We start from the raw sequence: 23690 nt of genomic DNA, 5'->3' as shown, positions 1-23690 counted from the left end.
TGCTCATTGCAAGGTCAAGGCGCGCGGCGCCGCATGGCGGCCACTGAGGAGCAACCCGGAGGGCCGAGCCAGCCAGCGCACGATGCGGCGTCATCGCTCAGTTGCGTATCGACATACGCCTCGCACGCTGGCTGGCTCGGCGCGACCTATCCGCAGAGCGTTAACAGGCCCTTCGCGCCAGATGACGAAGGCCTGGCATCCGGGCGTAGGATGGCGGCTTTCCCGACCATTCCGTGCATTCGCCATGACCGCATCGAAGCTTCGTCCGCTCGCCCTCGCCTGCTTCGCCGCCCTCGCAATCGCCGCGTGCAAGCCACAGGCCGCCCAGGAAACCGCGACTCCCAACAGCGACGCGAAGCCCACAGTTTCGTACGCGCAGGCCCACGCAGGCGACTACGCCGTGGTGCCGCTAAAGGCCGATCTCTCGCGCCTCGACGAGAACACGCGACGCATGGTCGCCAAGCTCGTGCAGGCCGCCGATGTCATGAACGAACTCACCTGGAAGCAGAGCTGGCGCGGCGATCGCGCGGCCCTGCTCGCCCAGGCGCCCGACGATGCCACGCGCGAACTGGTGGACATCAACTTCGGCCCTTGGGACCGGCTGAACGAGGACACGCCCTTCATCGCGAACATCAAGCCACGCCCGCCGGGCGGCGTGTTCTATCCGGTCGACATGACCAAGGAAGAATTCGAGGCCGCCGACCTCCCCGGCAAGACGTCCAACTACACGCTGCTCCGCCGCGATGCGGCCGGCAAGCTGGTTACGGTGCCGTATCACGTCGAATACAAACCGGAGCTCGAGCGCACCGCCGCGCTGCTGCGGGAAGCCGCCGAACTCAGCGGCGACAAGTCCTTCGCCGATTACCTGCGGATGCGCGCCGATGCGCTGCTGACCGACGACTTCCGCGCCAGCGACATGGCGTGGATGGACATGAAGACCAATCCCGTCGACATCGTGATCGGTCCGATCGAGACCTACGAAGACCAGTTGTTCGGCTACAAGGCCGCGTACGAAGGACTGGTCCTGGTGAAGGACACCGAATGGAGCCAGAAGCTCGCGCGTTACGCGGCCTTCCTCCCCGAACTGCAGCGCGGCCTGCCCGTCGACGCGAAGTACAAGGCGGAAAAACCCGGCGCGAAGGCCGACCTGAACGCATACGAGGCCGTCTACTACGCAGGCGATGCGAACGTCGGCGCCAAGACCATCGCGATCAACCTGCCCAACGACGAGGAAGTCCAGCTCGCCAAGGGCACGCGCCGCCTGCAGCTGGAAAACGTGATGAAGGCGAAGTTCGACGCCATCCTCCTGCCGATCGCGAAGCAGCTGATCGCAAAGGACCAGCTGGCGAACGTCACCTTCGACGCGTTCTTCGCCGACACCATGTTCCATGAAGTCGCCCACGGCCTCGGCATCAAGAAGACACTCGACGGCAAGGGCACGGTCGACGAAGCGCTGAAGGAATATTCCTCCAGCTTCGAGGAAGGCAAGGCCGACATCCTCGGCCTGTACATGATCGATGCGCTCAGCAACAAGGGCGAGATGGAGAAGGACAAGCTGATGGACAGCTACGTCACTTTCCTCGCGGGAATCCTGCGCTCGGTGCGTTTCGGGGCTGCCGACGCGCACGGCAAGGCCAACATGCTGCGCTTCAACTACTTCGCCGATGCCGGCGCGTTCAGTCGCGACGCCGACGGCCGCTATCGTGTCGACTTCGACAAGATGCGCGCCGCGATGAATTCGCTGAGCGCGAAGCTGCTCACCGTGCAGGGCGACGGCGACTATGCCGAGGCCGCGCGCATGACCGAGGCGCTGGGCGTGATCAAGCCTGAACTGGCCTCGGATCTCGCGAAGCTCAAGGACGCGAAGATCCCGGTCGACGTGCGCTTCGAGCAGGGCCTGGACGTGCTCGGGTTGACTCAGTACGCGACGCCGGCCATGCAGTGACATGTCGGGCTACTGCGATTTTGCGAGGGGCCATCCGCTGCATGGCCCTTATCACGACACCGAATACGGCTTCCCGAGCCGCGACGAAGCGGTGCTGTTCGAACGCCTGATCCTCGAGATCAACCAGGCGGGCCTGAGCTGGGAGACGATGCTGAAGAAGCGCGAGGGATTCCGCCACGCGTACTCGGGCTTCGACGTGGATGCCGTGGCCGCTTATGGCGAGCGCGACCGCGAACGGCTGCTGGCGGACACCGGCATCATCCGCAACCGCCTCAAGGTCGACGCCGCGATCCACAACGCGCAGGTGATCCAGCGGCTGCGCATCTCGCACGGCAGTTTCGCTGGCTGGCTCGATGCGAATGTGATGGACGGGAACGAGCCCCGCGACAAGAGCGGCTGGGTGAAGCTGTTCAAGAAGACCTTCCGCTTCACCGGCGGCGAGATCACCAATGAATTCCTGATGAGCCTCGGCTACCTGCCCGGCACGCATCGCGAGGACTGCCCGGTGTTCGCGCGCATCGCGATGTTGAATCCGCCGTGGCGCAACCTGGCTTGGCCGCAGCAAGGTTGATCGCACCAATCCAAGCACCGAAATCGCGGAGGAATCGCGCATGACCCAGGGTACGCAGCACTCAGCCGACGACCCGCGCAACGCGGACATCCGGATCTGGATCAACGGCGCGCTGAAGCCTCGCAACGAAGCGGTCGTATCGGTCTTCGACAGCGGCTTCGTGCTCGGCGACGGTGTGTGGGAGGGATTTCGCGTGGTCGACGGGCATCCGGCCTTCCTGGATGCGCACCTGGACCGCCTGTTCGAAGGCGCGAAGGCGATCATGCTCGACATCGGACTGGACCGCGCCGGACTTACCGAGGCGATCTACGCCACGCTCGCCGCGAACGGCATGGATGACCACGCCATCCGGGGCGACGGCGTACATGTCCGGCTGATGGTCACGCGCGGCGTCAAGCGCACGCCTTACCAGGATCCGCGTGTGACGATCGGCCCGGCGACGATCGTGATCATTCCCGAATACAAGGCCGCTTCGACCGAAACGGCTTCGCGTGGGATATCGCTGTTCACCGTGCACGTGCGCCGCGGGTACCCCGACGTGCAGGACCCCAAGCTCAATTCGCACAGCAAGCTCAACTGCATCACTGCATGTATCCAGGCCTATACCGCAGGCGCGGACGAAGCGCTGATGCTCGATCCGCATGGCTTCGTCGCCACCTGCAATTCGACCCATTTCTTCATCGTGCGCAAGGGCGAGGTGTGGACGTCGACCGGCGAGTATTGCCTGGGCGGAATCACCCGCGGCAACGTGATCGCGATGTGCCGCGAAGCGGGCATTCCGATATTCGAAAAATCGTTCAGCCTGACCGACGTATATGGCGCCGACGAGGCCTTCGTGACGGGCACCTTCGCGGGCGTGGTTCCCGTGCACACGGTGGACGGCCGCCGCATTCGCGACGGACGCGGCCCCTTGGTCGAACGTCTGCAGTCGCTTTACCGCGGCCTCATTGCCCGCGATGCCGAAGCGCGCGCAAGACTTCGGGTGAGCGCTTCGCAATGAGCACACCGGTGCGCGTCGCGATGTGGTCCGGGCCGCGCAACATCTCCACGGCGATGATGCGCGCCTGGGAAAATCGCGAGGATTGCGTGGTGACCGACGAGCCGCTGTATGCGCATTACCTTGCCCATACCGGACTCGACCATCCGGGCCACGACGAAGTCATTGCCGAAGGCGAAACCGACTGGCGCAAGGTCGTTGCGGCATTGACCGGCCCCGCGCCCGAAGGGCAGCCGGTGTGGTACCAGAAACACATGACCCACCACCTGCTCGCGCACATCGACCACGGCTGGATCGCGCAGCTGCGCAACGTGTTGTTGATCCGCGATCCGCGCGAGGTCGTTGCCTCCTACGTGAAGTCGCGCGCCTCGGTCACGGCGCAGGACATCGGACTGCCGCAGCAGGTCGCGCTCTACGAGGAGCTGAGTGCGTCCGGCGAACCGCCGCCGGTCATCGATTCGGGCGATTTCCTGCGGGCGCCGGAAGCGCATCTGCGCGCACTTTGTGCATGGCTGGGCATCGAATTCACCCCACGCATGCTGCGCTGGCCACGCGGTCCGCGGGCGAGCGACGGCATCTGGGCGCCACACTGGTACGCGCACGTCTGGGAATCGACGGGCTTCGAAGCGCCGGCACCACGCGAGATCGAACTCTCCGGCGCGGCGGCCGAAGTCGCGGAGGAATGCCGTCCGCATTACGAGCGGCTGCACGCGCTGCGGGTGAAACTCTCGTCCTGAAGGACGACGGCGTCGTCACGGCATCCCTGCATTCATGGCGGTGTTCCACTACGGAGCAGCACCATGATCCGCAAGCTCCCCAGCGGCGGTTATCGGCTGTATTCACGCAAGAAGGACCCGCGCACCGGCAAGCGCCGCAACCTGGGCACGTTCCCGACACGCCAAGCCGCCGAGCAGCACGAGCGCGAAGTGCAGTTCTTCAAGCGCCGCGGCTGACGCTCACGAGTCGCCGACCATCGCGCCGCCATGCTTCACGCATGGCCATTCGCATCGGCATCTCGGGCTGGCGCTATGCACCATGGCGCGGCGTGTTCTATCCGGAAAAGCTGCAGCAGCGGCGCGAACTGGAATTCGCGTCCGGCGTATTCCCGACGATCGAAATCAACGGCTCGTTCTATTCGCTGCAGTCCCCGAAAAGCTGGAAAACCTGGCACGACGAGACCCCACCCGGCTTCGTCTTCGCGGTAAAAGGCCCGCGCTACATCACCCACCTGCTCAGGCTGCGCGAGTACGAAACGGCGCTCGCCAATTTTCTTGCCTCTGGCGTGCTGCAACTCGGGCCGAAGCTGGGGCCGATGCTCTGGCAGTTCCCGCCGAACTTCCGTTTCGATGAAGAACGCTTCGAGAACTTCTTCACCCACCTGCCGAAGGACACGGACACGGCACTGGAGCTTGCGCGCAAGCGCGACCGCTCGCGGATGAGCGGCCGGACCGCGTTGCCGACGCAGGCGAACCGACGACTAAGGCATGCCGTGGAGATCCGGCACGAAAGCTTCCGCGACGACGCGTTCGTGCGGTTGTTGCGCCGGCACGACGTCGCCCTCGTCGTCGCCGACACCGCCGGGCGCTGGCCGCTCCTGGAAGATGTCACCGCCGACTTCGTCTACATCCGCCTGCATGGCGATGAAGAGCTGTACGTGAGCGGCTACACCGACAAAGCGCTGGACCTGTGGGCTCGGCGCATCGACGCGTGGTCACGCGGTGCGGAGCCCGATGACGCCCGCAAGGCCAGCTCGCTAAAGCCGCGGCGGCGCGCGTCGCGCGACGTCTATTGCTACTTCGACAATGACGCCAAGGTGCACGCGCCGTTCGATGCGCAGACGCTCGCCATGAAACTGGGCTTGCGCGACGACGTCACTGCGCGCGGTGTGCCGGCGACACCAAAGGCGGAACCGCCGCGGTCGATGCAGGTGTTTGGCCGGCTTGAGAAGCGTCCGTAGCGCCGGCCTGACCGGTGCTGCGGGCATCGCACCCCGGCGCTACGAAGCAGAGCAGCGGAGCAAGCTCCGCTCTACAAAGCTGGCTCGCGCGTTCCAACAAAAAAGCCAGGCGAATGCCTGGCTTTTCCGGGCAGCCGGTGGCGAGGATCAGCGGACTTCCGCCACCTCGACACCATCCAGCCCCTGCGACAGCGTCTTCGCGTCGCCGCCCTGGGCGAGCTTGATCCGCAGGCGAACTTCGTTCTGCGAGTCGGCGTAACGCAGCGCATCTTCATAGCTGATCTCGCCGGCCTGGTACAGCTCGAACAGGCTCTGGTCGAAGGTCTTCATGCCGAGCTGCACGGATTCCTTCATCACTTCCTTCAGCTTGTGGATCTCGCCATCGCGGATGTAGTCCTGCACCAGCGGGGTGCCAAGCAGGATTTCCATCGCCACGCGGCGGCCCTTGCCGTCGGGGGTCGGGATCAGCTGCTGCGCGACCACGCCCTTCAGGTTGAGCGAAAGATCCATCAGCAGCTGGCCGCGGCGGTCTTCCGGGAAGAAGTTGATGATGCGGTCCATCGCCTGGTTGGCGTTGTTCGCGTGCAGCGTGCACAGCACCAGGTGACCGGTTTCGGCGAACGCGATCGCGTGGTCCATGCCCTCGCGGGTGCGCACCTCGCCGATCATGATCACGTCGGGCGCCTGGCGCAGGGTGTTCTTCAGTGCGTTGTCCCAGCTGTCGGTGTCGATGCCGACCTCGCGCTGGGTGATGATGCAGCCCTCGTGCTTGTGCACGAATTCGATCGGGTCTTCGATCGTGATGATGTGGCCGGTCGAGTTCATGTTGCGGTAGCCGATCATCGCGGCGAGCGAAGTCGACTTACCGGTACCGGTCGCACCGACGAAGATGATGATGCCGCGCTTGGTCATCGCCAGCGTCTTGATGATCGGCGGCAGGCTCAGCTCTTCGACCGTCGGGATCTTGGTCTCGATGCGGCGCAGGACCATGCCGACCTGGTTGCGCTGGTAGAAGCACGACACGCGGAAGCGCCCGACGCCGGTGACGCCGATCGCGAAGTTGCACTCGTGGGTCTTTTCGAACTCCTCGCGCTGGCTCGGCGTCATCACGTTGAGGACGAGGTCGCGGCTCTGCTGCGGCGTCAGCGGGTTCTGCGTGATCGGCGAAAGCTTGCCGTTGACCTTCATCGACGGCGGCATGCCGGCGGTGATGAACAGGTCCGACGCCTTCTGGTGCGCCATCAGCTTGAGGAAGGAGGTGAAGTCGATGGTACTCATGCGTTAGCTCCCTGCGGAGGTGTTCTGCTGTGTTTCATGCTGATCGGGCGATCAGTCGAACAACCGCTTGTCCTTGGCGTACATGCGGGCCTGCGGCTTCAGGATCAGGCCGCGCTTGACCAGGTCCTGCAGGTGCTGGTCGAGGGTCATCATTCCGTACTGCTGGCCGGTCTGGATCGACGAGTACATCTGCGCCACCTTGTCCTCGCGGATCAGGTTACGGATCGCTGGAATGCCGACCATGATTTCCCAGGCCGCGGTACGGCCGCCGCCGACCTTCTTCAGCAGCGCCTGCGAGATCACGGCGCGCAGCGATTCGGACAGCATCGAGCGGACCATCGGCTTTTCGCCGGCGGGGAACACGTCGATGATGCGGTCGATGGTCTTCGCGGCCGACGAGGTATGCACGGTTGCGAACACGAGGTGGCCGGTTTCCGCGGCGGTCAGCGCCAGGCGGATGGTTTCCAGGTCGCGCAATTCGCCGACGAGGATGTAGTCGGGGTCTTCGCGCAGCGCCGAGCGCAGCGCCTCGTTGAAGCCGTGCGTGTCGCGGTGCACTTCGCGCTGGTTGATCAGGCACTTCTGCGAAGTGTGGACGAATTCGATCGGGTCCTCGACGGAGAGGATGTGCGCGTATTCGCTCTTGTTGATGTGGTCGAGCATCGCCGCCAGCGTGGTCGACTTGCCCGAGCCGGTCGGGCCGGTTACCAGGATCAGGCCCTGCGGCTGGTCGATCAGTTCCTTGAAGATGCGCGGGCAACCCAGGTCGTCCAGGGTGAGCACTTCGGAAGGAATGGTACGGAACACCGCACCGGCACCGCGGTTCTGGTTGAACGCGTTGACGCGAAAGCGCGCCAGGCCGGGGATCTCGAACGAGAAGTCGACTTCGAGGAATTCTTCGTAGTCGCGCCGCTGCTTGTCCGACATGATGTCGTACACGAGCGCGTGGACCTGTTTGTGGTCCAGTGCCGGAATGTTGATTCGGCGAACGTCGCCGTCCACGCGGATCATCGGTGGCAGGCCTGCCGACAGGTGCAGGTCCGACGCCTTGTTCTTGACCGAGAACGCCAACAGTTCGGCGATATCCATGCGTGCTCCCCTGCACTGCAAGTGGTCCGGTAAACCGGAATGATGATGTTGCTACGTACCGGCAGAATGCTGGAACGCTTATGCCCCGTGAGGCAGTATAGCCCCCAGCCTGCACCAAAAAACCAGCCCTTTCGAGCCCTTTTCCGGGCCCTACCCGAGAACTGCGAACGTGCTCACGCACGCCCTGCAAGAGATCCTGCACCGTTTAGAAAACGCAGCCCAAGCAGCGGGGCGGCCAGTCCCACGGCTGTTGGCGGTCAGCAAGACCCAGCCTGCGGATGCCGTGGCCACGTTGGCGGGCCTCGGGCAGCGCGCGTTCGGCGAAAACTACGTCCAGGAGGCGGCAGCCAAGCAGGCCTCGCTCGCGCATATCGGGCTGGAATGGCATCTGATCGGCCATCTTCAGTCGAACAAGGCGAAGGAAGCGGCTTCACGCTTCGATTGGGTGCAGACCGTGGATCGCGAGCGGCTCGTGCACGCCTTGGCGAAGTACCGGGAGGCGAGGCGATCTCCGCTGAATGTGCTCATTCAGGTGAACATCGACGATGAAGCCAGCAAACACGGCTGCCGGCCGGACGAAGTCGCAATGCTGGCCGCGCTGATCGCCGCGCAGTCCAATCTGATGCTTCGCGGACTGATGGTGATCCCCTCGCCACATGCGGACGTCGAAGCACGGCGGCCCGCCTTCCGGCGCGCGCGTGAATTATTCGATTCGCTTGCGGCGGCGCATACGCACGTCGATACGCTGTCGATGGGCATGAGCGACGATCTCGAGATCGCCATCGCCGAAGGCGCGACCCTGGTGCGCGTGGGGACGGCACTGTTCGGCGCGCGTCCCCGCAAGAACTGAGCATTCCCCACCTGAACAACGGGCTCGGACGCAGCAGCTTCGCGAGCCCCTGCCGCGCGAGCTACGATGCCCCGACTTCCACTGAATGATTCATCCGCGCCGATGACCGCAAACTCCTTCGCATCCGGTCCCGTCGCCTTCATTGGCGGCGGCAACATGGCCCGCAGCCTGATCGGTGGACTGGTGGCGCGCGGCGTACCCGCTTCATCGATCCGGGTGGCCGAACCGATGGCGGAACTGCGTGGCTCGTTGACGCGCGATTTCGGCGTCCATGTCTTCGCCGACAACGCGACGGCAGCGGCGAACGCCACCACCTGGGTGCTGGCCGTGAAGCCGCAGGTCATGCGCGCCGTCTGCGAAGCGCTGGCCCCGGCGGCACAGGCGACTCGCCCTCTGATCGTTTCCATTGCCGCCGGCATCACCGCTGCGCAGCTCGAGCGGTGGCTGGGAGGCAGTCTCGCCGTGGTTCGCACCATGCCGAACACGCCGGCCCTGCTCGGCGCCGGCGTGACCGGCCTGTTCGCCAACGGCCGCGTCGATGCCGCGCAACGCGAACAAGCCGCGGACCTGCTGGAAGCCGCGGGCCGGAACGTGTGGATCGAGGACGAACCGTCGATGGATGCAGTGACCGCAGTGTCCGGCAGTGGCCCGGCCTACGTATTTCTCCTCGCCGAGGCAATGCAGTCGGCGGCCGAAGCCGAGGGCCTCTCGAGCGAGGCAGCGCGTACCCTGGTGCAGCACACGATCCTGGGCGCCGCGCGCATGCTGGTCGAGAACGACGAGATGCCCTCCGAACTGCGGCGTCGGGTGACTTCCCCGGGCGGCACCACGCAGGCGGCGATCGAACAGTTCGAAGCTGGCGGCTTCGCCGATCTCGTCCTGCACGCGATTCACGCTGCCACTGAGCGTGGACGCCAGCTTTCGGCCGCCAACGACTGAGGCACGCCATGTTCCGGATCCTGATCGCGACTTCCTGTCTCCTGGTGCTGTGCGGCTGCGGTGGCGGAAGTGCGCCGACGCCCGCGCCCACTGCGCCTGCCACCCAGCAGGAAACCGTCAGCCGCATCGGCGACATCACCATTCGCGCGACCGCACTGCAGACCTCGACGCTCGCGGCGGAAGTCGCCCGCCAGTACGGCATCGCACGCGACGACCGTACCGTCATGCTGCTGGTCGGTGTCCGCCAGGGATCCGATGCGCAGGAAATCGCCCTGCCCGCCGACATCACCGCAACCGTCACCAACCTCAGCGGGCAGCGGCAACCGGTCACGCTGCGGGAACTGCGCAGCGGCGACCCGTCGACAGGCCCAGGGCAGGCTCTGCTCGATTACGTCGGCACGGTGGAAACGAGCTTGCCGGATACCCTGCGATTCGACATCAGCATCGTGCGCGAAGGCGGCGCGAGATCGACGATGCAATTCAGTCGCGAGTTCTATCCGCACTGAAACTTCAGGCGTTGGCCCAGGCCCGGATGATGCGGGCGATCTCGCTCACGCCTTCGGTCAGCGCCGCGGGACCGGGCTGGAGAATGATCGGCGACTTGATTTCATGCAGCTCGCCATCGCGCACGGCCGGAATGGCGTCCCAACCGGGGCGTGCGGCGACTTTTTCCGGGCGGAACTTCTTGCCGCACCATGATCCCAACACGATGTCGGGCGCGCGCCGCACCACCTCGCTGCCGTCCTCGAGAATCCGCTGCTTCGCCAACGACTCGGTCGCGCGTTCCGGGAAAACGTCGTCGCCTCCAGCGATGCGGATCAGCTCGGCCACCCAACGGATACCCGTGATCAACGGCTCGTCCCATTCCTCGAAGTAGACCTTCGGCCGGCGCGGCAGGCTGGCGGCGGCGCGCCCGATGTCGGCAAGTCCGCGCTGCAGCTCGTCGGCATAGGCATTCGCCTTGTCCACCGCGCCCACGAGCGCGCCAAGACGGCGCACATAGTCGAGGATCTCTTCAACCGACCGGTGGTTGCTGATCCAGACCTCGACGCCACGGCGGATCAGCTCGGCGGCGATGTCGGCCTGGATGTCGGAGAAGCCGATCACGAAGTCGGGCTTGAGCTTCAGGATCTCGTCGATCTTCGCCGACGTGAATGCACTGACTTTCGGCTTTTCCTTGCGCGCGATTGCAGGCCGGACCGTGAACCCGCTGATACCCACGATGCGATGCTGCTCACCGAGCGCGTACAGCACTTCGGTGGGTTCTTCGGTGAGGCAGACGATGCGTTGCGGGCCCATGGCTCAACCGGAAAGATGCTTGCGGAAATACACCACGCGTTCGGTTTCCTCGAAACCGCAGGCGACATGCGCGCGATGGCCGGGCTGATTGTCGAGCAGCACGTCGGAAGCCAGTTCGGCACACCCCTGCTCGCGGGTCCACTGTTCGACGGCGGCAACCAGCGCACGACCGGCACCTCGGCCCCGTGCTTCGGGAACGACGTACCAGCCCTCGAGGAAACCCACCGGAGAGCTCCCGGTGCCGTTCACGTAGTCGCGGCGCAACGCGGCCTCGGCGAAACCGCATGCGCGGCCATCCGCGTCGATGGCCAGGAAACCAATCGTCCCGCACGGCTGCGCCAGGACGCGGCGGAGTTCGACGGCATGCGACGCCGCATCGTCTTCCGGCCACAAGGCGGCGCGCAGTTCGGCCCACGCGCCGACATCGGCTTCAGCAGCGCGGCGGACCTGCCATCGCGATGTCACGGATACAACATCCGCTTGGTCCATTCGCCCGCGCGATTGCGCTCGTACAACCAACGCTCGTGCAGGCGGAATTCCGCACCGAACCAGAATTCGATCCGTTCCGGTTTCACGCGCAGCCCGCTCCAGCGTGGTGGGCGCGGGACGTCGCGGCCTTCGAATTCCGTTTCGGCTTTGTGCACTCGTTCGTCGAAGGTTTCGCGCGATTCGAGCGTCTCGGACTGCTTCGACGCCCATGCACCGAGCTGGCTGCCGCGCGGACGGCTGGCAAAGTAGCTGTCGGCCTCGGCGTCGCCGACGATTTCGACGGCACCCTCGATGCGCACCTGCACGCCATTGCGCACGCGCGGCCAGTGGAACAGCAGCGCGGCGTGCGGATTGGCCTGGAGTTCGCGGCCCTTGCGGCCATCGAGATGGGTGTAGAAGACGAAGCCGCGCGCGTCGTGGGCCTTGAGCAGCACGATCCGCGCCGAAGGCCGTGCGTCGAGCGTGGCGGTGGCGACGGTCATTGCCGTGCGGTCGGGCTCGCCCGCAGGCGCGGCTTCGTCGAAGAGCTGGTCGAAGGTGGCGAGTGCTTCGGCGTAGAGAGCGGCGGTCGTCATGCCGCCATTGTAAAGGGCGGGCCAGTGGAGACGCGCCCACCGGCCCTGCGCAACCGCCGCGTAACGGCGGCCGTTGTCCCGCAATGCCGCCCTACTCGACCACGAAACTCACGCGCAGGTTGACGCGCCACTCGACCACGTTGCCGCCGTCATCGGTGACCACCTTGATCTCGTTGACCCATGCGCCCTTGATGTTCTTGACCGACTCGGCGCATTTCTTCAGGCCGGCTTTCACCGCGTCTTCCATGCTGGTCTTCGAGGCGGCATTGAGTTCGATGATCTTGGCTACGGACATGGTCTTCTCCCTGGAGTGCCGTGCGCCGCGGAATGCGGAGACGCGGAAACCCGAAGCTACGCCGCGATTTGTTAAGACCGCGGCTACAATCGAAGCCATGAATCCGGCCAGCAACCTGATCCTCGTCGGCCCCATGGGCGCCGGTAAAACCAGCATTGGCCAGCGCCTGGCCGCGCGCTTCGGCCTGCGCCTGGTGGATGCGGACCGGGAAATCGAGCGCGAGAGCAACGCGACCGTGGTGGAGCTTTTCGAACGTGAAGGCGAAGCCGGCTTCCGTGGGCGCGAGAGCGCGGTGCTGGCGCGCCTGCTGCAGGAAGACGGCATCGTGTTGTCCACCGGCGGTGGCGCGGTGCTCGATGGCGACAATCGTGCGTTGCTGCGCGAACGCGGTTTCGTCGTGCATTTGCAGGCCAGCGTCGGGCAGCAACTCGCGCGGCTTGCACACGATCACACGCGCCCGCTGCTCGCGCGCCCGGATCGCGAACAGGTGCTGCGCCAACTCGCTGCGATTCGCACGCCGCTGTATGCGCAGGTCGCGGACCTGGCCTTCGATGCGGACGATCTCGACATCGACTCTGCTTCCGCGCGACTGGCCGACCTGCTCGCCCGCCACTGGCAACGCCTCGGAGCTGCCGCATGAACCTGTTGCACACCGATGCGCTTCGCACCGTCGACGTCGCGGGCGATGCGCCTTACGCGATCACCATCGGTCCTGGGCTGCTGGACCCTGCGCACGCGGGCAATGCCAAACGCCTGCGGGACGTGCTGCGTGGCCGGCATGCGCTCGTCGTCAGCGACAGCCATGTCGCACCGCTGTACGCCGAGCGCGTCGAAGCCCTGCTGCATGCCGCGAAGCCGCAGATGGTGCTGGCGCAGTGGGTGATGCCCGCGGGTGAGCAGGAAAAAACCCTGGCCCGCTTCGGCGAATGCCTCGATGCGCTCGCCACGCTCGGCGCCACGCGCGATGCCGTGGTCATCGCGCTGGGCGGCGGCGTTGTCGGGGATCTCGCCGGTTTCGCGGCCGCGTGCTGGATGCGCGGCATCGACTGCGTCCAGCTGCCGACGACTTTGCTGTCCATGGTCGACTCGTCCGTCGGTGGCAAGACCGCGGTGGACCTGCCGCAGGGCAAGAACCTCGTCGGCGCCTTCCATCCGCCCCGCGCGGTCGTCGCGGATACCACGATGCTGCGCACGCTGCCGGATCGCGAACTGCGCGCGGGCCTCGCCGAAGTCGCCAAGTACGGCGCCATCTTCGACGCGGATTTCCTGCCGTGGCTCGATCGCCACGCCGACGCGCTGCTTGCGCGCGACGATGCCGCACTCGCCGAAGCCATCGCGCGATCCTGCGAATTCAAGGCCGATGTGGTCGCGCGCGATCCGTACGAGCGCGGCCATCGCGCCCTGCTCAATTTCGGCCATACGTTCGGCCACGCGATCGAGGCCGCGCAGGGATACGCCGGCACCGGCCGCGATGCGCTCAATCATGGCGAAGCGGTGGCGGTCGGCATGGTGCTGGCCGCACGGCTGTCGACGGTGCTCGGTCTCGCGCCTGCTGAAGATGCGGAGCGGCTCGAATCGTTGCTGCAACGATTTGGCCTGCCCACGGCCGTGCCTGGCGGGCTGGACGCGCAATCCCTGATTGCCCGCATGAGGCTGGACAAGAAGGCCGATGCGCAGGGATTGCGCTTCGTGCTGTGGGATGGCGCGGGTAGCGCGCGTGTAGTGGCGGGCGTTGATGAAGGCACGGTCCGCGCGGTGCTCGAGGCCCGTTGACGGTCGCGGCATGCCGCGGTGTGCGCTGCGCAAACGATGGATGGTCCGGATGCGCCAAACGGTCGTGCGTAAAGCGCACGCTACGAGAGGCAGCCACGCCCGAGGATCCTCTCCAGCGATGGACCGGTAGTTCGCCATGACAACGCGCGGCGGCGCGTTTTTCAGCCTGGCACGTCCTGATCCCCTGGGGCCCCTTTACAATGCGCGTCCCATGCGCCTGCTCCTGCAACAACGACCCCAAGGCCACGAAGCCCCGCGCTTCGTGCAGCTGATGCTGCAACCCGACCTGCTGGGCGGCTGGGAACTGGTGCGTGAAACCGGTCAGATCGGCGGCCGCAGCACGGTACGGCGCGAGGTCTTCCTCGATCAGTCCGCCGCGCTCGCCGCGCTGGAACATGCGCGGGACCAGCAGCTCAAGCGCGGCTTCCAACTGATGTTTGCCCAGGGCGTCGAAGCGCCGAAGTAGTTTCCTGCCGTCATCGCGAGCGCAGAGAGGGAGGCCCGCGGTTGACCCGAATCCATTGTGAAAAATGATGCCGCGCCGGCGGCCGACGATGACAAACTGACGGGCTTCCCCGGCACTGCGGCCATAACCGTCCCAGCCGTGCCCGACATACATAAGAACAACAAGGCTGACCTCATGTCCCCCACTCCACTCAAGAACGACCGCCTCCTCCGCGCGCTCCGCCGCGAACCTGTCGACTGCACGCCCGTCTGGCTGATGCGCCAGGCCGGCCGCTACCTGCCGGAATATCGCGCCACGCGCGCCCAGGCCGGCAGCTTCCTGGCGATGGCGAAGAATCCGGAACTCGCCTGCGAAGTCACGTTGCAGCCGCTGCGCCGCTTTCCGCTTGATGCGGCGATCCTGTTTTCCGACATCCTCACCGTGCCCGATGCAATGGGCCTGGGCCTGTATTTCGCAGAGGGCGAAGGTCCGAAGTTCGAGCGCCCGATCCGCTCGGCTGCCGACATCGACCGCCTCGGCGTGCCGGATATGGAAACCGACCTGCGCTACGTGATGGATGCGGTGCGCACGGTCCGCCGTGAACTTGATGGTTCCGTGCCGCTGATCGGCTTCTCCGGATCGCCCTGGACGCTGGCCTGCTACATGATCGAAGGCGGCGGCAGCGACAACTATTCGAAGGTGAAGTCGCTCGCGCTCAACGAGCCGGCAGCGATGCACAAGCTGCTCGGCGTGGTCACCGACGCGGTGATCGCGTATCTCGCGGCGCAACACCAGGCTGGCGCGCAGGCGTTGCAGGTGTTCGACACCTGGGGCGGCGTGTTGTCGCCCTCGATGTATCGCGAATTCTCGTTGCGCTACCTGCAGCGCATTGCCCGGGAACTGCCACGCGGCGAAGGCGCGCAACGTGCACCGCTGATCCTGTTCGGCAAGGGCAATGCGCCGTACGTCGAAGAACTTGCAGCAAGCGGTACCGAAGCGGTCGGCGTCGACTGGACGATCGATCTCGGCGATGCCGCACGCCGCGCTGGCGGCAAGGTCGCCATCCAGGGCAATCTCGATCCGGTCACGCTGTACGCCGAACCCGATGCAATCCGCCGCGAAGCCGGCCGCGCACTGGACAGCTACCGCGACGGCAACGGCGGTTCACGCGAGAACCATGTCTTCAACCTTGGTCACGGCATGTCGCCGGACATGAAGCCCGAACATGTCGCCGTGCTGGTCGATGCGGTGCATGAGCTCAGCAGGCGCTGAGGCGGCCCGCGTCATTCCCTTGGACCATTCTGCTTTTGCGTGGTGGGTAAGGCGGAAAGCACGCGACCGTAAAATCAATGGATCCCGACTTGACCCGCCTTCGGCTATGGCAAAGCGCTTCGCCGAACGACGGAATGGTGATGCGACCGGTTAATCCACCGGTCTCAAGCCTTCAGATCGAAACAACCTCCGCCGGCCACGACGAATCCTGCACGCGCCCATCCGTGGGGATTGCCTGCTCCAGCAGCGCCATCAGCATCGCCTTGGTCATCGGCTTGCGGATGAAATGATCGAAACCGGCTTCGATCGCCTCGGGCTCGGCACCCGCATCCGCTCGCGCCGTAACGGCGATGAGGGGTTGCGTGAAGCCCTGGATTCGGAGCTGGCGCGCGAGGGCGAGGCCATCCATGCCGGGCAGGTCGAGATCCAGCAGCGCGGCGTCGAACGGCGTCGTTGCGACCGCTGCGAGCGCAGCCAGGCCGTGCGGCACGTGCACGACGTGATGACCGAGCAAACGCAGCAGGCCCGTCAGCACGTCGGCCACGGTCGGATCATCCTCGACCAGCAGCAGCGAGAAGCTGCGTGGCGCCGGCGCATCCGTTTCGCCGACATCTTCGCGCCCTGATGGATTCGCCACCGTCTCCAATGGCAGGCCAACACTGAAGCGAGTGCCCTCGCCCGGCGTGCTGTCGATTTCGATCCGGCCATCCATTGCGGCGGCGAGTTCCTGGCTGATGGCCAGCCCCAGTCCGCTACCGCCATAGCGTGCCGCGGTGCGCGCGCCTTCGGCCTGTTCGAAGCGGCGGAACAGGCGCGATCTCTGCTCGGCATTCAGCCCGGGACCGGTGTCGACGACCTCGAAGCAGATCCCCTGCGGCGCGAGTTTCGCCACGCGCAGCGACACGGTCCCGCGCTCCGTGAACTTCACCGCGTTACCGAGCAGGTTAAGCAGTATCTGCCGCACGCGCGCGACGTCGCCACGCACGTGACGCGGCGTGTCGTCCGCGATCGCCGAGGCGAAGGCGAGGCCGCGCTGCTTCGCCAGCGGACCGACCAGGCCGGCGAGCTCGTCCATCAACGCGTGCAGGTCGAAGGCCTCGTCGGCGAGTTCGAGCCTTCCGGATTCGATCCGCGCAAGGTCGAGGGCATCGTTCACGAGTCGCAGCAGGTGCTCGCCCGCTCCGCGGATGGCCGCGACATGACCGCGCTGCTGCGGATTGAGTGGCGTCGAGAGCAACAGTTCGCTCATGCCCAGCACGCCGGTCATTGGCGTGCGCACTTCGTGCCCGAGCGTCGCGAGGAAGCGGGTCTTCGCCTCCGAGGCCTGTTCCACGAGGTCCTGTTTCTGCTTCGCCATCTGCCATGCATGGCGGCGCCGGACGCGGTCGCGATAGCGCGTCGCGAGCGACAGCACGGCGACTGTGCCCGCAAGCAGGAACGCCATCGTTGCCCAACCCGCGCGCCACCACGGCGGCTGCACATCGAACGCGACCGTCTGCACTGGCGACCACACGTTGTCCGCCGCGCGCGCCTGCACCTGCAGGCGGTAATGCCCGGGCTTCAGGCGAGAGAAGATGCGCTCGCCGCTCGCACCCGTCTCCACCCATCCGGCGTCATAGCCATCGAGACGGAAGCGATAGGCGTGGTTGCGCGCATCGTTGAACGACAGCAGTCGCGCGACGATGCGGACTTCACGATCGTCGTGCGCCAATCCGATCGGGGCATCCGGCGAGAAGGACACCTGTTCCTCGCCACGCAACGCGCCGATCGATTCGATCACCAGGCGCGGTGGCGTACTGCGTTCGCGCACGGCGGCGGGATCGAAGATGACCAGCCCTTCGGTCGCACCGGCGAGAATGCGGCCATCGCCGGGTCGGACGACCGGCGCGTCTTCGAATTCCTGGCCCGGCAGGCCATCGTGCACCCCGTAGATGCGCACCGAACGCTCCGCCGGATTCACCCGGATGAGCCCGCGCACGCTGGTGAGCCAGACGTTTCCGGCGATATCGATGACCAGCCCACTGGGTTCGATCGCGGGGAAGCTGCTGCGCGTATCGATGCCGGACACAAGCGCCAGCGATGCGCCATCCCAGCGATACGACTCCACCGCACCGAAGCGTGCCAGCCAGACCGTTTCCCTTTCGCCATTGGCGAAGCCGAAAACATGCCCGCGAGGCGTTCCGGGCACGGGTTCGAAACGGCGCGAACCGCCATTCCACATCAGCAATCCGTTCGAACCGGAGAGCCACAGCGCACCATCGGGACCACGGCCGATCTGCTCTATGGAGAAGTCCGCGGGCAGCCCGCTCTCGCCGCCCTTCAACGAAAGCTGCACGCGTCCTTCTTCATCGCGGAGCTGCACGCCATGGTCGGTCGCCAGCCACACGGTTCCGTCCGCCGTCTGCGCGAAGCGTGCTTCGCCGAACAACGTGCCATCGGTGGTATCGGAGCGGTTCCAGCGCGTCACGCTGCCCGAGGCCGGGTCGATGCGCGCCAATCCTTCCTGCCAGCTCGCCCAGACGTGGCCGCGGCGATCCTCGAATACATCGGCGAGCACGTAACCCGATCCGACATCGCGCGCGACATGCGCGACCTGGCCGGTCTCCGGATCCAGTCGATCGAGCACCCCACCCGTCCCGACCAGCCACATGTGTCCACTGGCGGAAGGCGCGATGCCGCGAACATGCGCATTCGCGATCGACGTGGTGTCGTCCACGCGCCGCGAAAGTACGGAGAACCGCCGCCAGTTCGCCGGCAGGTACCACAGCCCGTTGTTGTAGCTCACGAACCAGAGACCACCTTCGCGATCCTCGTGCGCACCGATCCACGCCGGCCGCACGAGTCCGCTCGATACCGTGCTGTACAGCGGCACGGATTCGATTGCGCTCTCGCCATTGATGCCCAGGCCAGCAGGCACGTCGAACCAGTACTGCCCGCGGCGATCATGCCTCAGCACGTGCAGCACCTTCGTATCGCCCGCGAGCGCCGCCCACGGCGACTTCGAGTACGTTCCGTCCGGCCGGCGAACGCTGACCCCGTTCGGCGTCGCGATCCACAACGTGCCATCGCGCTCCATCGTCAGGCCGTTCACCACCGGCGAATTCAATGCATCGGCGGGCACACGCTCGAAGTCGCGTCCGGTCCATCGCGCGACACCGCCCTGCGTGCCGATCCACAGGGTTCCCTCCGGCGCGACGACGAGCTGGCCCACGCCCGCGTGCGGCAGGCTGCGGGGATCGCCTGCGCGCGGCATGAAGCGGGTGACGGTTTTTCCATCACCGCCTATGCGGTAGAGCCCGGCGTCTGCGGTGCCGAACCAGACCACGCCGTCGGACGTCGACACGACCGACCACACGTCGTCGCTGGCCATGCCCGGCGTGTTGCTGCGGTCGAAGTAGCGGAACCGGCGGCGCTGCGCGTCGAACACGCCCAGTCCTGCCTGGTGCGTGCCGAACCACACGCGATTGCCCGCATCGACGTGCACCGACCAGATGAAGTTGTCGTGCAGACCCTGATCCACGCGCCAGGTGCGGAAGTCGACCCCGTCGTGGCGCGACAGGCCATCGCTGGTCGCGATCCACAGATAACCGGAGCGGTCTTCGGCGATGCCGTTGATCCGGTTGGACGGCAGCCCGTCGGCCACGGTCAGTTGCCGTGGGCGCGGCGTTTCCGGCAGGCCCGCATGCACAGCCGCCGACATGCCGGCCAGCAGCACCGCGAGCAGGACCCGGCCGGCGATGCCATCAATGCAGCGCCGCAAAGCGAGCGTAGCGAACGCCTTCCTGGCGCGTGTCATGCCGGCTCCTGCCATGCGATCCCCCCGGATCATTCCCCGGCACTAGGCTCGGGCAAGCCGGGGCGAACCGCAAGTCGCAGCGTCCTTCACACGAATTCGGGCCCGCGTCGCCCGATCGCCGTTCAAAACATCGCCATTCAAGATCCCGAGCCTAGAATCCAGTCGCATTCCGTCCAGGTCACGCCCATGGCAAACCGCTTCCGCTGTCTCCTTGCCTGCTCCCTGGCGTGCGCAGGTGCTGCAAACGCGGCCGGCCCGGAAACCTACGCTCTCGATCCGGTGCATACCCGCGTCGTCTTCCTGGTCGAACACGCGGGCTTCTCACGCGCGATGGGCGCCATTTCCGGCAGTTCCGGCACGCTCCGTTTCGATCGCGACGACTGGCGCGATGCGCAGCTCGACGTTACGGTGCCGCTCACGCGCCTGGATCTTGGCGATGCGAAATGGAATGCCGCCGCGCTGGCCGGCAACCTGCTCGACGGCAAGCGCTATCCGGAGGCCCGTTTTGTATCGACCCAGGTCGAAGCCATTGACGCCGACCATGCCAGAGCCTGCGGCGACCTCACGCTTCACGGGGTCACGGGACCGGTATGCATGGACGTGACGTTCAATGCGCTCAAGCGCCACCCGCTGCCGCCGTTCCGCCGCACAGCGGGTTTCTCCGCTACCGCGACGTTGAGCCGCAAGGCATTCGGGATCGACGCCTGGCCCAGCGTGATCGGCGACGAGGTGAAGCTGCTGATCGAAGCCGAAGCCGTGCGCAGCCGGACAGGCCAGGTCGACGACGAGCCAAGCGGGAACGAGCCGCCTGAAAGCACGCCAGCCGAAACCGACCCGGCCGAAAGCCAACCCGAAGGCGAACCCATTCCCGTCCCGCCCGCCTCTTCCAATCCGTAGTCCTTCGCACGAGACCGTCCATGACCTGGAAAAACACCGACGAACGCTGGGGCCCCGTCAGCCAGCTGCTGCACTGGCTGATCGTGCTGCTGATCCTCGGGATGGGCACCGTCGGGCTGGTGATGACGGAGATGCGCAACAGCCCGGACAAGATCCAGGTGTACCTGCTGCACAAATCCTTCGGCCTCACCGTGCTCGTGCTGATCGCGCTGCGCCTGCTATGGCGCCTCTATGCCGGTGCGCCGAAGCCGGTGCCGGGCACGCCGCACTGGCAGGAACGCATCGCTTCGCTCACCCATGGCGCGCTTTACGCGCTGGTGTTCGCGATGCCGATCAGCGGCTGGGTGCTGAATTCGGCCGCGGGCTTTCCGCTGCGCTGGTTCAACCTCTTCAACCTGCCGTCGATCGCGGCGAAGAACGAATCGCTTCATGAACTGTCGGAACAGGTGCACGAATGGCTGTTCTGGACGCTGATCGCGGTCGCGCTCGTGCACGCTGCGGCGGCGATCTACCACCACGTTTTCCAGCACGACGCGACGCTCGCGCGCATGTTGCCGCGCGGCTGGCTGCGCGTGCCGGGCACTGACCATGCCCTTCCCCCGATTACCGAGGAATCACGAGATGTCGTCTAAATCCATTCTCTTCGCCGCCCTCCTGCTCGGCGCGGCGCCGGTTTTCGCCGCCGACTATGTGCAGGCGCCGGGCTCGGCGCTCACCTTCGCCGGCAGCTACCAGGGCGAAGTATTCACTGGCAAGTTCCCGGGCTTCGTCACGAAGCTCTCGTTCGACCCAGCGCAACTGGCGACATCCAGGCTCGATGTCACCATTCCGCTGGCCACCGCGAGTACCGGCAACAGCGATTACGACGGCGAGATGCGCGGCAGCGCGTTCTTCAATTCGGCGAAGTTCCCGCAGGCGCGCTACACCGCGACGAAATTCCGCGCACTCGGCGGCAACAGGTACGCGGCTGACGGAACCCTTAGCCTGCGCGGCGTGAGCAAGCCGGTCACCCTGACCTTCACCTGGACGCCGGGCGCCAAGCCGGTGCTGACCGGCAAGGCGGTGGTGAAGCGGCTCGACTTCGGCGTGGGCGAAGGCGATTGGGCCGATACGGAGCTCATCCCGAACGACATCGCGGTGGGCACGAAGGTGATCTTTACGCCAGGGAAGTAAGACCGGCCTTGTGGAGCGGAGCTTGCTCCGCTGCTCCTGCACGAACGACAGGCCACCCTGTGACGCCCGTGCCTGCGGTGCGGCTCGTCGTAGGCCGTCAGCACCCGCGCAGGCGCGACGCTACAAACGGCGGCTCGATCTACAAGCGGCACGGGATATGCAATCGTGCGTACGGCGCACGTTACGCCCCGTTCCGGCCAAGCCACCTTTGCAACTGTTCGGCATCGAAAGGCCATCCCAGCTCGGCCGCACGCTCCTCGTCGCGCAAGACCGGTACGCGGATTCCGTAGCGCGCTTCGAGCTCGTCGTCGCCATCGATGAACACGCTTTCGAATTCCGGAGCACGCGCCTGCGCCAGCACCTCGAGCGCGAGGTCGCAAAGGTGGCAGTCATCGCGCTGGAACAAGGTGAGGCGGGGCCTGGGAATGGGCATGAACAGTTCGATGCTGTATGGCAGGGCAGGTCCGCCGCGGCGCGTAGAATAGTCGGATCGCCCACTTGCCATCCCTCGTGGGCCCGGGAGTATTGCGTGGCTGTCAGCAGTTTCGATTTGTTCAAGATCGGCATCGGGCCGAGTTCGTCCCATACCGTTGGCCCCATGAGGGCGGCCTGTCGCTTCGCGCAGAAGTGGCTCGAGGAGAACGGCAATCTCGCGAAGACCGCGCGCGTCCGCGCCGAGGTGTTCGGGTCGCTCGCATTGACCGGCCGTGGCCACGGCACCGACAAGGCGGTGCTGATGGGCCTGGAAGGCCACATGCCGAACCAGATCGATCCCGACGTGATTCCCGACGCGCTCGCCCGCATCCGTGGCGAAAAGAAGATCCGTGTACTGGGCCGGCACGAAATTCCGTTCGACGAGAAGAACGACCTCGTCATGAACAAGCGGCAGAAGCTGCCGTTCCACACCAACGGCATGCGATTCACCGCCTTCGATGCGAATGGCGAAGTGCTGGCTACGCGCGATTACTACTCGGTCGGCGGCGGCTTCGTCGTCAACCAGGACGAGGCGGCGGAAGACCGCATCGTCGCCGACACCACCGAACTGCCCTACCCGTTCCACAGCGGCGCCGAATTGCTGCAGCAGTGCGAAGTGCATGGGCTCACGATCGCGCAGCTGATGTTCGCCAACGAGCACGCATGGCGAAGCGGCCCCGAAATTCGTGACGGGCTTCGCGAAATCTGGAAGGCGATGCAGGACTGCGTCGCCCGCGGCATCCTCCAGGAAGGCACCTTGCCCGGCGGCCTGCACGTCGCGCGGCGCGCACCGGCGTTGTACGCGGAGCTCTCCGAACGCCCCGAAGCCGCGATGCGCGATCCGCTGACGGTGCTCGACTGGGTCAATCTCTACGCCCTGGCCGTGAACGAGGAAAACGCGGCCGGCGGTCGCGTGGTCACCGCGCCCACCAATGGCGCGGCCGGCATCATTCCAGCAGTCCTGCACTACTACGACCGCTTCTGCGCACCGTCGAGAACGGGCGGCGCGAATGAGCCGGACGGCCGCGAAAAAGGAATCTTCGACTTCCTTCTCACCGCCGCGGCCGTCGGCATCCTCTACAAGGAAAACGCCTCGATCAGCGGTGCCGAAGTCGGCTGCCAGGGCGAAGTCGGCGTGGCCTGCTCGATGGCGGCCGCGGGACTCACCGCCGCGCTCGGCGGCACACCCGGCCAGATCGAGAACGCGGCCGAGATCGGCATGGAACACAACCTCGGCCTTACCTGCGATCCCATCGGCGGCCTGGTGCAGATCCCGTGCATCGAGCGCAACGCGATGGGGTCGGTCAAGGCGATCAACGCGAGCCGCATGGCGATGCGCGGCGACGGCAAGCACAAGGTGTCGCTGGACAAGGTGATCAAGACCATGCGCGACACCGGCCGCGACATGCAGGACAAGTACAAGGAAACCTCGCGCGGCGGCCTGGCCGTCAACGTCATCGAATGCTGACGCTTCCGGCGGCACGATGCCGGCGCACGCTGCAGTGCTGAAGGGAAGAATCGGCATGACGATGCATTCGGCGAACCCCGCTCCGCGGTTTCGACTGTAGACTGGGGC

Annotated in this window: 25 protein-coding genes; 17 read left to right on the top strand and 8 right to left on the bottom strand. The window is 65.8% G+C overall.

All coding sequences use genetic code 11. The annotated features are described in order from the left end of the window. The first annotated feature begins 244 nt into the window (after positions 1-244). The 6 genes from ASD14_RS09470 to ASD14_RS09450 all read left to right on the top strand — a co-directional run bounded on the left by ASD14_RS09470 (position 245) and on the right by ASD14_RS09450 (position 5470). Positions 245-1945: a Zn-dependent hydrolase gene (locus ASD14_RS09470; RefSeq protein WP_056132541.1), complete on the top strand. Its 1701-nt coding sequence runs from the start codon at positions 245-247 to the stop codon at positions 1943-1945. Between the two features lies 1 nt (position 1946). Next, positions 1947-2516: a DNA-3-methyladenine glycosylase I gene (locus tag ASD14_RS09465; RefSeq protein ID WP_056132538.1), complete on the top strand. Its 570-nt coding sequence runs from the start codon at positions 1947-1949 to the stop codon at positions 2514-2516. Positions 2517-2556: 40 nt separating this feature from the next. Further along, entirely contained in the window at positions 2557-3516 is a 960-nt protein-coding gene (locus tag ASD14_RS09460; protein ID WP_056132533.1) for an aminotransferase class IV, read from the top strand. Next, on the top strand, positions 3513-4250 hold the full coding sequence (locus ASD14_RS09455) for a hypothetical protein (RefSeq protein ID WP_056132530.1): 738 nt from the start codon (positions 3513-3515) through the stop codon (positions 4248-4250). Before ASD14_RS09460 ends, ASD14_RS09455 begins: the two co-directional genes overlap by 4 nt. Positions 4251-4313: 63 nt before the next feature. Further along, on the top strand, positions 4314-4466 hold the full coding sequence (locus tag ASD14_RS16330; protein ID WP_157475249.1) for a hypothetical protein: 153 nt from the start codon (positions 4314-4316) through the stop codon (positions 4464-4466). Between the two features lie 41 nt (positions 4467-4507). Continuing rightward, a complete protein-coding gene (locus tag ASD14_RS09450) occupies positions 4508-5470 on the top strand; it encodes a DUF72 domain-containing protein (protein ID WP_082538885.1) in 963 nt (320 codons plus the stop codon). A gap of 147 nt (positions 5471-5617) precedes the next feature. Here ASD14_RS09450 and ASD14_RS09445 read toward each other — a convergent pair whose 3' ends face one another. Continuing rightward, on the bottom strand, positions 5618-6748 hold the full coding sequence (locus tag ASD14_RS09445; RefSeq protein ID WP_056132528.1) for a PilT/PilU family type 4a pilus ATPase: 1131 nt from the start codon (positions 6746-6748) through the stop codon (positions 5618-5620). A 51-nt stretch (positions 6749-6799) separates the two neighbouring features. Beyond that, positions 6800-7837 carry a type IV pilus twitching motility protein PilT gene (locus ASD14_RS09440; RefSeq protein WP_056132523.1) on the bottom strand — a complete coding sequence of 346 codons (1038 nt, stop codon included), beginning with the start codon at positions 7835-7837 and terminating at the stop codon, positions 6800-6802. Positions 7838-8006: 169 nt separating this feature from the next. Here ASD14_RS09440 and ASD14_RS09435 point away from each other — a divergent pair, with 169 nt between their 5' ends. The 3 genes from ASD14_RS09435 (at position 8007) to ASD14_RS09425 (ending at position 10132) form a co-directional block, all read left to right on the top strand. Beyond that, positions 8007-8687 carry a YggS family pyridoxal phosphate-dependent enzyme gene (locus ASD14_RS09435; protein ID WP_235565369.1) on the top strand — a complete coding sequence of 227 codons (681 nt, stop codon included), beginning with the start codon at positions 8007-8009 and terminating at the stop codon, positions 8685-8687. 102 nt (positions 8688-8789) lie between these two features. Next, positions 8790-9626, top strand: coding sequence for a pyrroline-5-carboxylate reductase (proC, locus tag ASD14_RS09430; RefSeq protein ID WP_056132520.1), 837 nt, complete (start codon positions 8790-8792; stop codon positions 9624-9626). Positions 9627-9634: 8 nt separating this feature from the next. Beyond that, positions 9635-10132 carry a DUF4426 domain-containing protein gene (locus tag ASD14_RS09425; RefSeq protein WP_056132517.1) on the top strand — a complete coding sequence of 166 codons (498 nt, stop codon included), beginning with the start codon at positions 9635-9637 and terminating at the stop codon, positions 10130-10132. A 4-nt stretch (positions 10133-10136) separates the two neighbouring features. Here ASD14_RS09425 and ASD14_RS09420 read toward each other — a convergent pair whose 3' ends face one another. The 4 genes from ASD14_RS09420 to ASD14_RS09405 form a co-directional block, all read right to left on the bottom strand. After that, the gene (locus ASD14_RS09420; protein ID WP_056132514.1) at positions 10137-10925 is read right to left on the bottom strand and encodes a cobalamin-binding protein; all 789 of its coding nucleotides are present in this window, start codon (positions 10923-10925) and stop codon (positions 10137-10139) included. 3 nt (positions 10926-10928) lie between these two features. Continuing rightward, positions 10929-11414 (bottom strand): aminoglycoside 6'-N-acetyltransferase, encoded by a 486-nt coding sequence (gene aac(6') / locus ASD14_RS09415; RefSeq protein ID WP_157475247.1) that lies wholly within the window; start codon positions 11412-11414, stop codon positions 10929-10931. Further along, positions 11387-11989: a pyridoxamine 5'-phosphate oxidase gene (gene pdxH / locus ASD14_RS09410; protein WP_056133451.1), complete on the bottom strand. Its 603-nt coding sequence runs from the start codon at positions 11987-11989 to the stop codon at positions 11387-11389. The genes aac(6') and pdxH overlap by 28 nt, the downstream gene beginning before the upstream one ends. A gap of 91 nt (positions 11990-12080) precedes the next feature. Then, positions 12081-12284 carry a dodecin family protein gene (locus ASD14_RS09405; RefSeq protein ID WP_056132507.1) on the bottom strand — a complete coding sequence of 68 codons (204 nt, stop codon included), beginning with the start codon at positions 12282-12284 and terminating at the stop codon, positions 12081-12083. A 97-nt stretch (positions 12285-12381) separates the two neighbouring features. On the opposite strand from ASD14_RS09405, the gene ASD14_RS09400 reads away from it, so the two are divergent. The 4 genes from ASD14_RS09400 (at position 12382) to hemE (ending at position 15774) form a co-directional block, all read left to right on the top strand. Next, positions 12382-12924, top strand: coding sequence for a shikimate kinase (locus ASD14_RS09400; protein ID WP_056132503.1), 543 nt, complete (start codon positions 12382-12384; stop codon positions 12922-12924). Positions 12925-12929: 5 nt separating this feature from the next. Next, entirely contained in the window at positions 12930-14057 is a 1128-nt protein-coding gene (gene aroB / locus ASD14_RS09395) for a 3-dehydroquinate synthase (protein ID WP_056133443.1), read from the top strand. A gap of 211 nt (positions 14058-14268) precedes the next feature. Continuing rightward, on the top strand, positions 14269-14523 hold the full coding sequence (locus tag ASD14_RS09390) for a WGR domain-containing protein (protein ID WP_056133439.1): 255 nt from the start codon (positions 14269-14271) through the stop codon (positions 14521-14523). A 174-nt stretch (positions 14524-14697) separates the two neighbouring features. Beyond that, entirely contained in the window at positions 14698-15774 is a 1077-nt protein-coding gene (hemE, locus tag ASD14_RS09385; RefSeq protein WP_056133437.1) for a uroporphyrinogen decarboxylase, read from the top strand. 172 nt (positions 15775-15946) lie between these two features. Here hemE and ASD14_RS09380 read toward each other — a convergent pair whose 3' ends face one another. Next, the gene (locus ASD14_RS09380; protein ID WP_082538883.1) at positions 15947-19570 is read right to left on the bottom strand and encodes an ATP-binding protein; all 3624 of its coding nucleotides are present in this window, start codon (positions 19568-19570) and stop codon (positions 15947-15949) included. A gap of 186 nt (positions 19571-19756) precedes the next feature. Between ASD14_RS09380 and ASD14_RS09375 the strand changes: the two genes are divergently transcribed. Genes ASD14_RS09375 through ASD14_RS09365 form a run of 3 tightly spaced genes read left to right on the top strand, consistent with a single transcriptional unit; the run spans position 19757 to position 21640 of the window. Beyond that, complete coding sequence (locus ASD14_RS09375) at positions 19757-20467, top strand: YceI family protein (protein WP_056132500.1); 711 nt, start codon at positions 19757-19759, stop codon at positions 20465-20467. 20 nt (positions 20468-20487) lie between these two features. Continuing rightward, entirely contained in the window at positions 20488-21099 is a 612-nt protein-coding gene (locus ASD14_RS09370) for a cytochrome b (RefSeq protein ID WP_082538882.1), read from the top strand. Next, complete coding sequence (locus ASD14_RS09365) at positions 21089-21640, top strand: YceI family protein (protein WP_056132496.1); 552 nt, start codon at positions 21089-21091, stop codon at positions 21638-21640. Before ASD14_RS09370 ends, ASD14_RS09365 begins: the two co-directional genes overlap by 11 nt. 181 nt (positions 21641-21821) lie before the next feature. On the opposite strand, the gene ASD14_RS09360 is transcribed toward ASD14_RS09365, so the two are convergent. Next, entirely contained in the window at positions 21822-22073 is a 252-nt protein-coding gene (locus ASD14_RS09360) for a glutaredoxin family protein (protein ID WP_056133431.1), read from the bottom strand. A gap of 96 nt (positions 22074-22169) precedes the next feature. On the opposite strand from ASD14_RS09360, the gene ASD14_RS09355 reads away from it, so the two are divergent. Next, the gene (locus ASD14_RS09355) at positions 22170-23582 is read left to right on the top strand and encodes an L-serine ammonia-lyase (protein ID WP_056132493.1); all 1413 of its coding nucleotides are present in this window, start codon (positions 22170-22172) and stop codon (positions 23580-23582) included. Positions 23583-23690: the final 108 nt, after the last annotated feature.

Source organism: Lysobacter sp. Root494 (assembly GCF_001427225.1).
In the GTDB taxonomy this organism is placed as follows: domain Bacteria; phylum Pseudomonadota; class Gammaproteobacteria; order Xanthomonadales; family Xanthomonadaceae; genus Agrilutibacter.
Note: the sequence above shows the minus strand (reverse complement) of the source record. Positions and strands in the feature narration are given on the sequence as shown.

Bases quoted from the DNA above. Each gene is read 5' to 3' on its own strand.
- ASD14_RS09470 (WP_056132541.1), top strand. From the start codon at position 245: ATGACCGCATCGAAGCTTCGTCCGCTCGCCCTCGCCTGCTTCGCCGCC.
- ASD14_RS09465 (WP_056132538.1), top strand. From the start codon at position 1,947: ATGTCGGGCTACTGCGATTTTGCGAGGGGCCATCCGCTGCATGGCCCT.
- ASD14_RS09460 (WP_056132533.1), top strand. From the start codon at position 2,557: ATGACCCAGGGTACGCAGCACTCAGCCGACGACCCGCGCAACGCGGAC.
- ASD14_RS09455 (WP_056132530.1), top strand. From the start codon at position 3,513: ATGAGCACACCGGTGCGCGTCGCGATGTGGTCCGGGCCGCGCAACATC.
- ASD14_RS16330 (WP_157475249.1), top strand. From the start codon at position 4,314: ATGATCCGCAAGCTCCCCAGCGGCGGTTATCGGCTGTATTCACGCAAG.
- ASD14_RS09450 (WP_082538885.1), top strand. From the start codon at position 4,508: ATGGCCATTCGCATCGGCATCTCGGGCTGGCGCTATGCACCATGGCGC.
- ASD14_RS09445 (WP_056132528.1), bottom strand. From the start codon at position 6,748: ATGAGTACCATCGACTTCACCTCCTTCCTCAAGCTGATGGCGCACCAG.
- ASD14_RS09440 (WP_056132523.1), bottom strand. From the start codon at position 7,837: ATGGATATCGCCGAACTGTTGGCGTTCTCGGTCAAGAACAAGGCGTCG.
- proC (WP_056132520.1), top strand. From the start codon at position 8,790: ATGACCGCAAACTCCTTCGCATCCGGTCCCGTCGCCTTCATTGGCGGC.
- ASD14_RS09425 (WP_056132517.1), top strand. From the start codon at position 9,635: ATGTTCCGGATCCTGATCGCGACTTCCTGTCTCCTGGTGCTGTGCGGC.
- ASD14_RS09420 (WP_056132514.1), bottom strand. From the start codon at position 10,925: ATGGGCCCGCAACGCATCGTCTGCCTCACCGAAGAACCCACCGAAGTG.
- pdxH (WP_056133451.1), bottom strand. From the start codon at position 11,989: ATGACGACCGCCGCTCTCTACGCCGAAGCACTCGCCACCTTCGACCAG.
- ASD14_RS09405 (WP_056132507.1), bottom strand. From the start codon at position 12,284: ATGTCCGTAGCCAAGATCATCGAACTCAATGCCGCCTCGAAGACCAGC.
- ASD14_RS09400 (WP_056132503.1), top strand. From the start codon at position 12,382: ATGAATCCGGCCAGCAACCTGATCCTCGTCGGCCCCATGGGCGCCGGT.
- ASD14_RS09390 (WP_056133439.1), top strand. From the start codon at position 14,269: ATGCGCCTGCTCCTGCAACAACGACCCCAAGGCCACGAAGCCCCGCGC.
- hemE (WP_056133437.1), top strand. From the start codon at position 14,698: ATGTCCCCCACTCCACTCAAGAACGACCGCCTCCTCCGCGCGCTCCGC.
- ASD14_RS09380 (WP_082538883.1), bottom strand. From the start codon at position 19,570: ATGACACGCGCCAGGAAGGCGTTCGCTACGCTCGCTTTGCGGCGCTGC.
- ASD14_RS09375 (WP_056132500.1), top strand. From the start codon at position 19,757: ATGGCAAACCGCTTCCGCTGTCTCCTTGCCTGCTCCCTGGCGTGCGCA.
- ASD14_RS09370 (WP_082538882.1), top strand. From the start codon at position 20,488: ATGACCTGGAAAAACACCGACGAACGCTGGGGCCCCGTCAGCCAGCTG.
- ASD14_RS09365 (WP_056132496.1), top strand. From the start codon at position 21,089: ATGTCGTCTAAATCCATTCTCTTCGCCGCCCTCCTGCTCGGCGCGGCG.
- ASD14_RS09360 (WP_056133431.1), bottom strand. From the start codon at position 22,073: ATGCCCATTCCCAGGCCCCGCCTCACCTTGTTCCAGCGCGATGACTGC.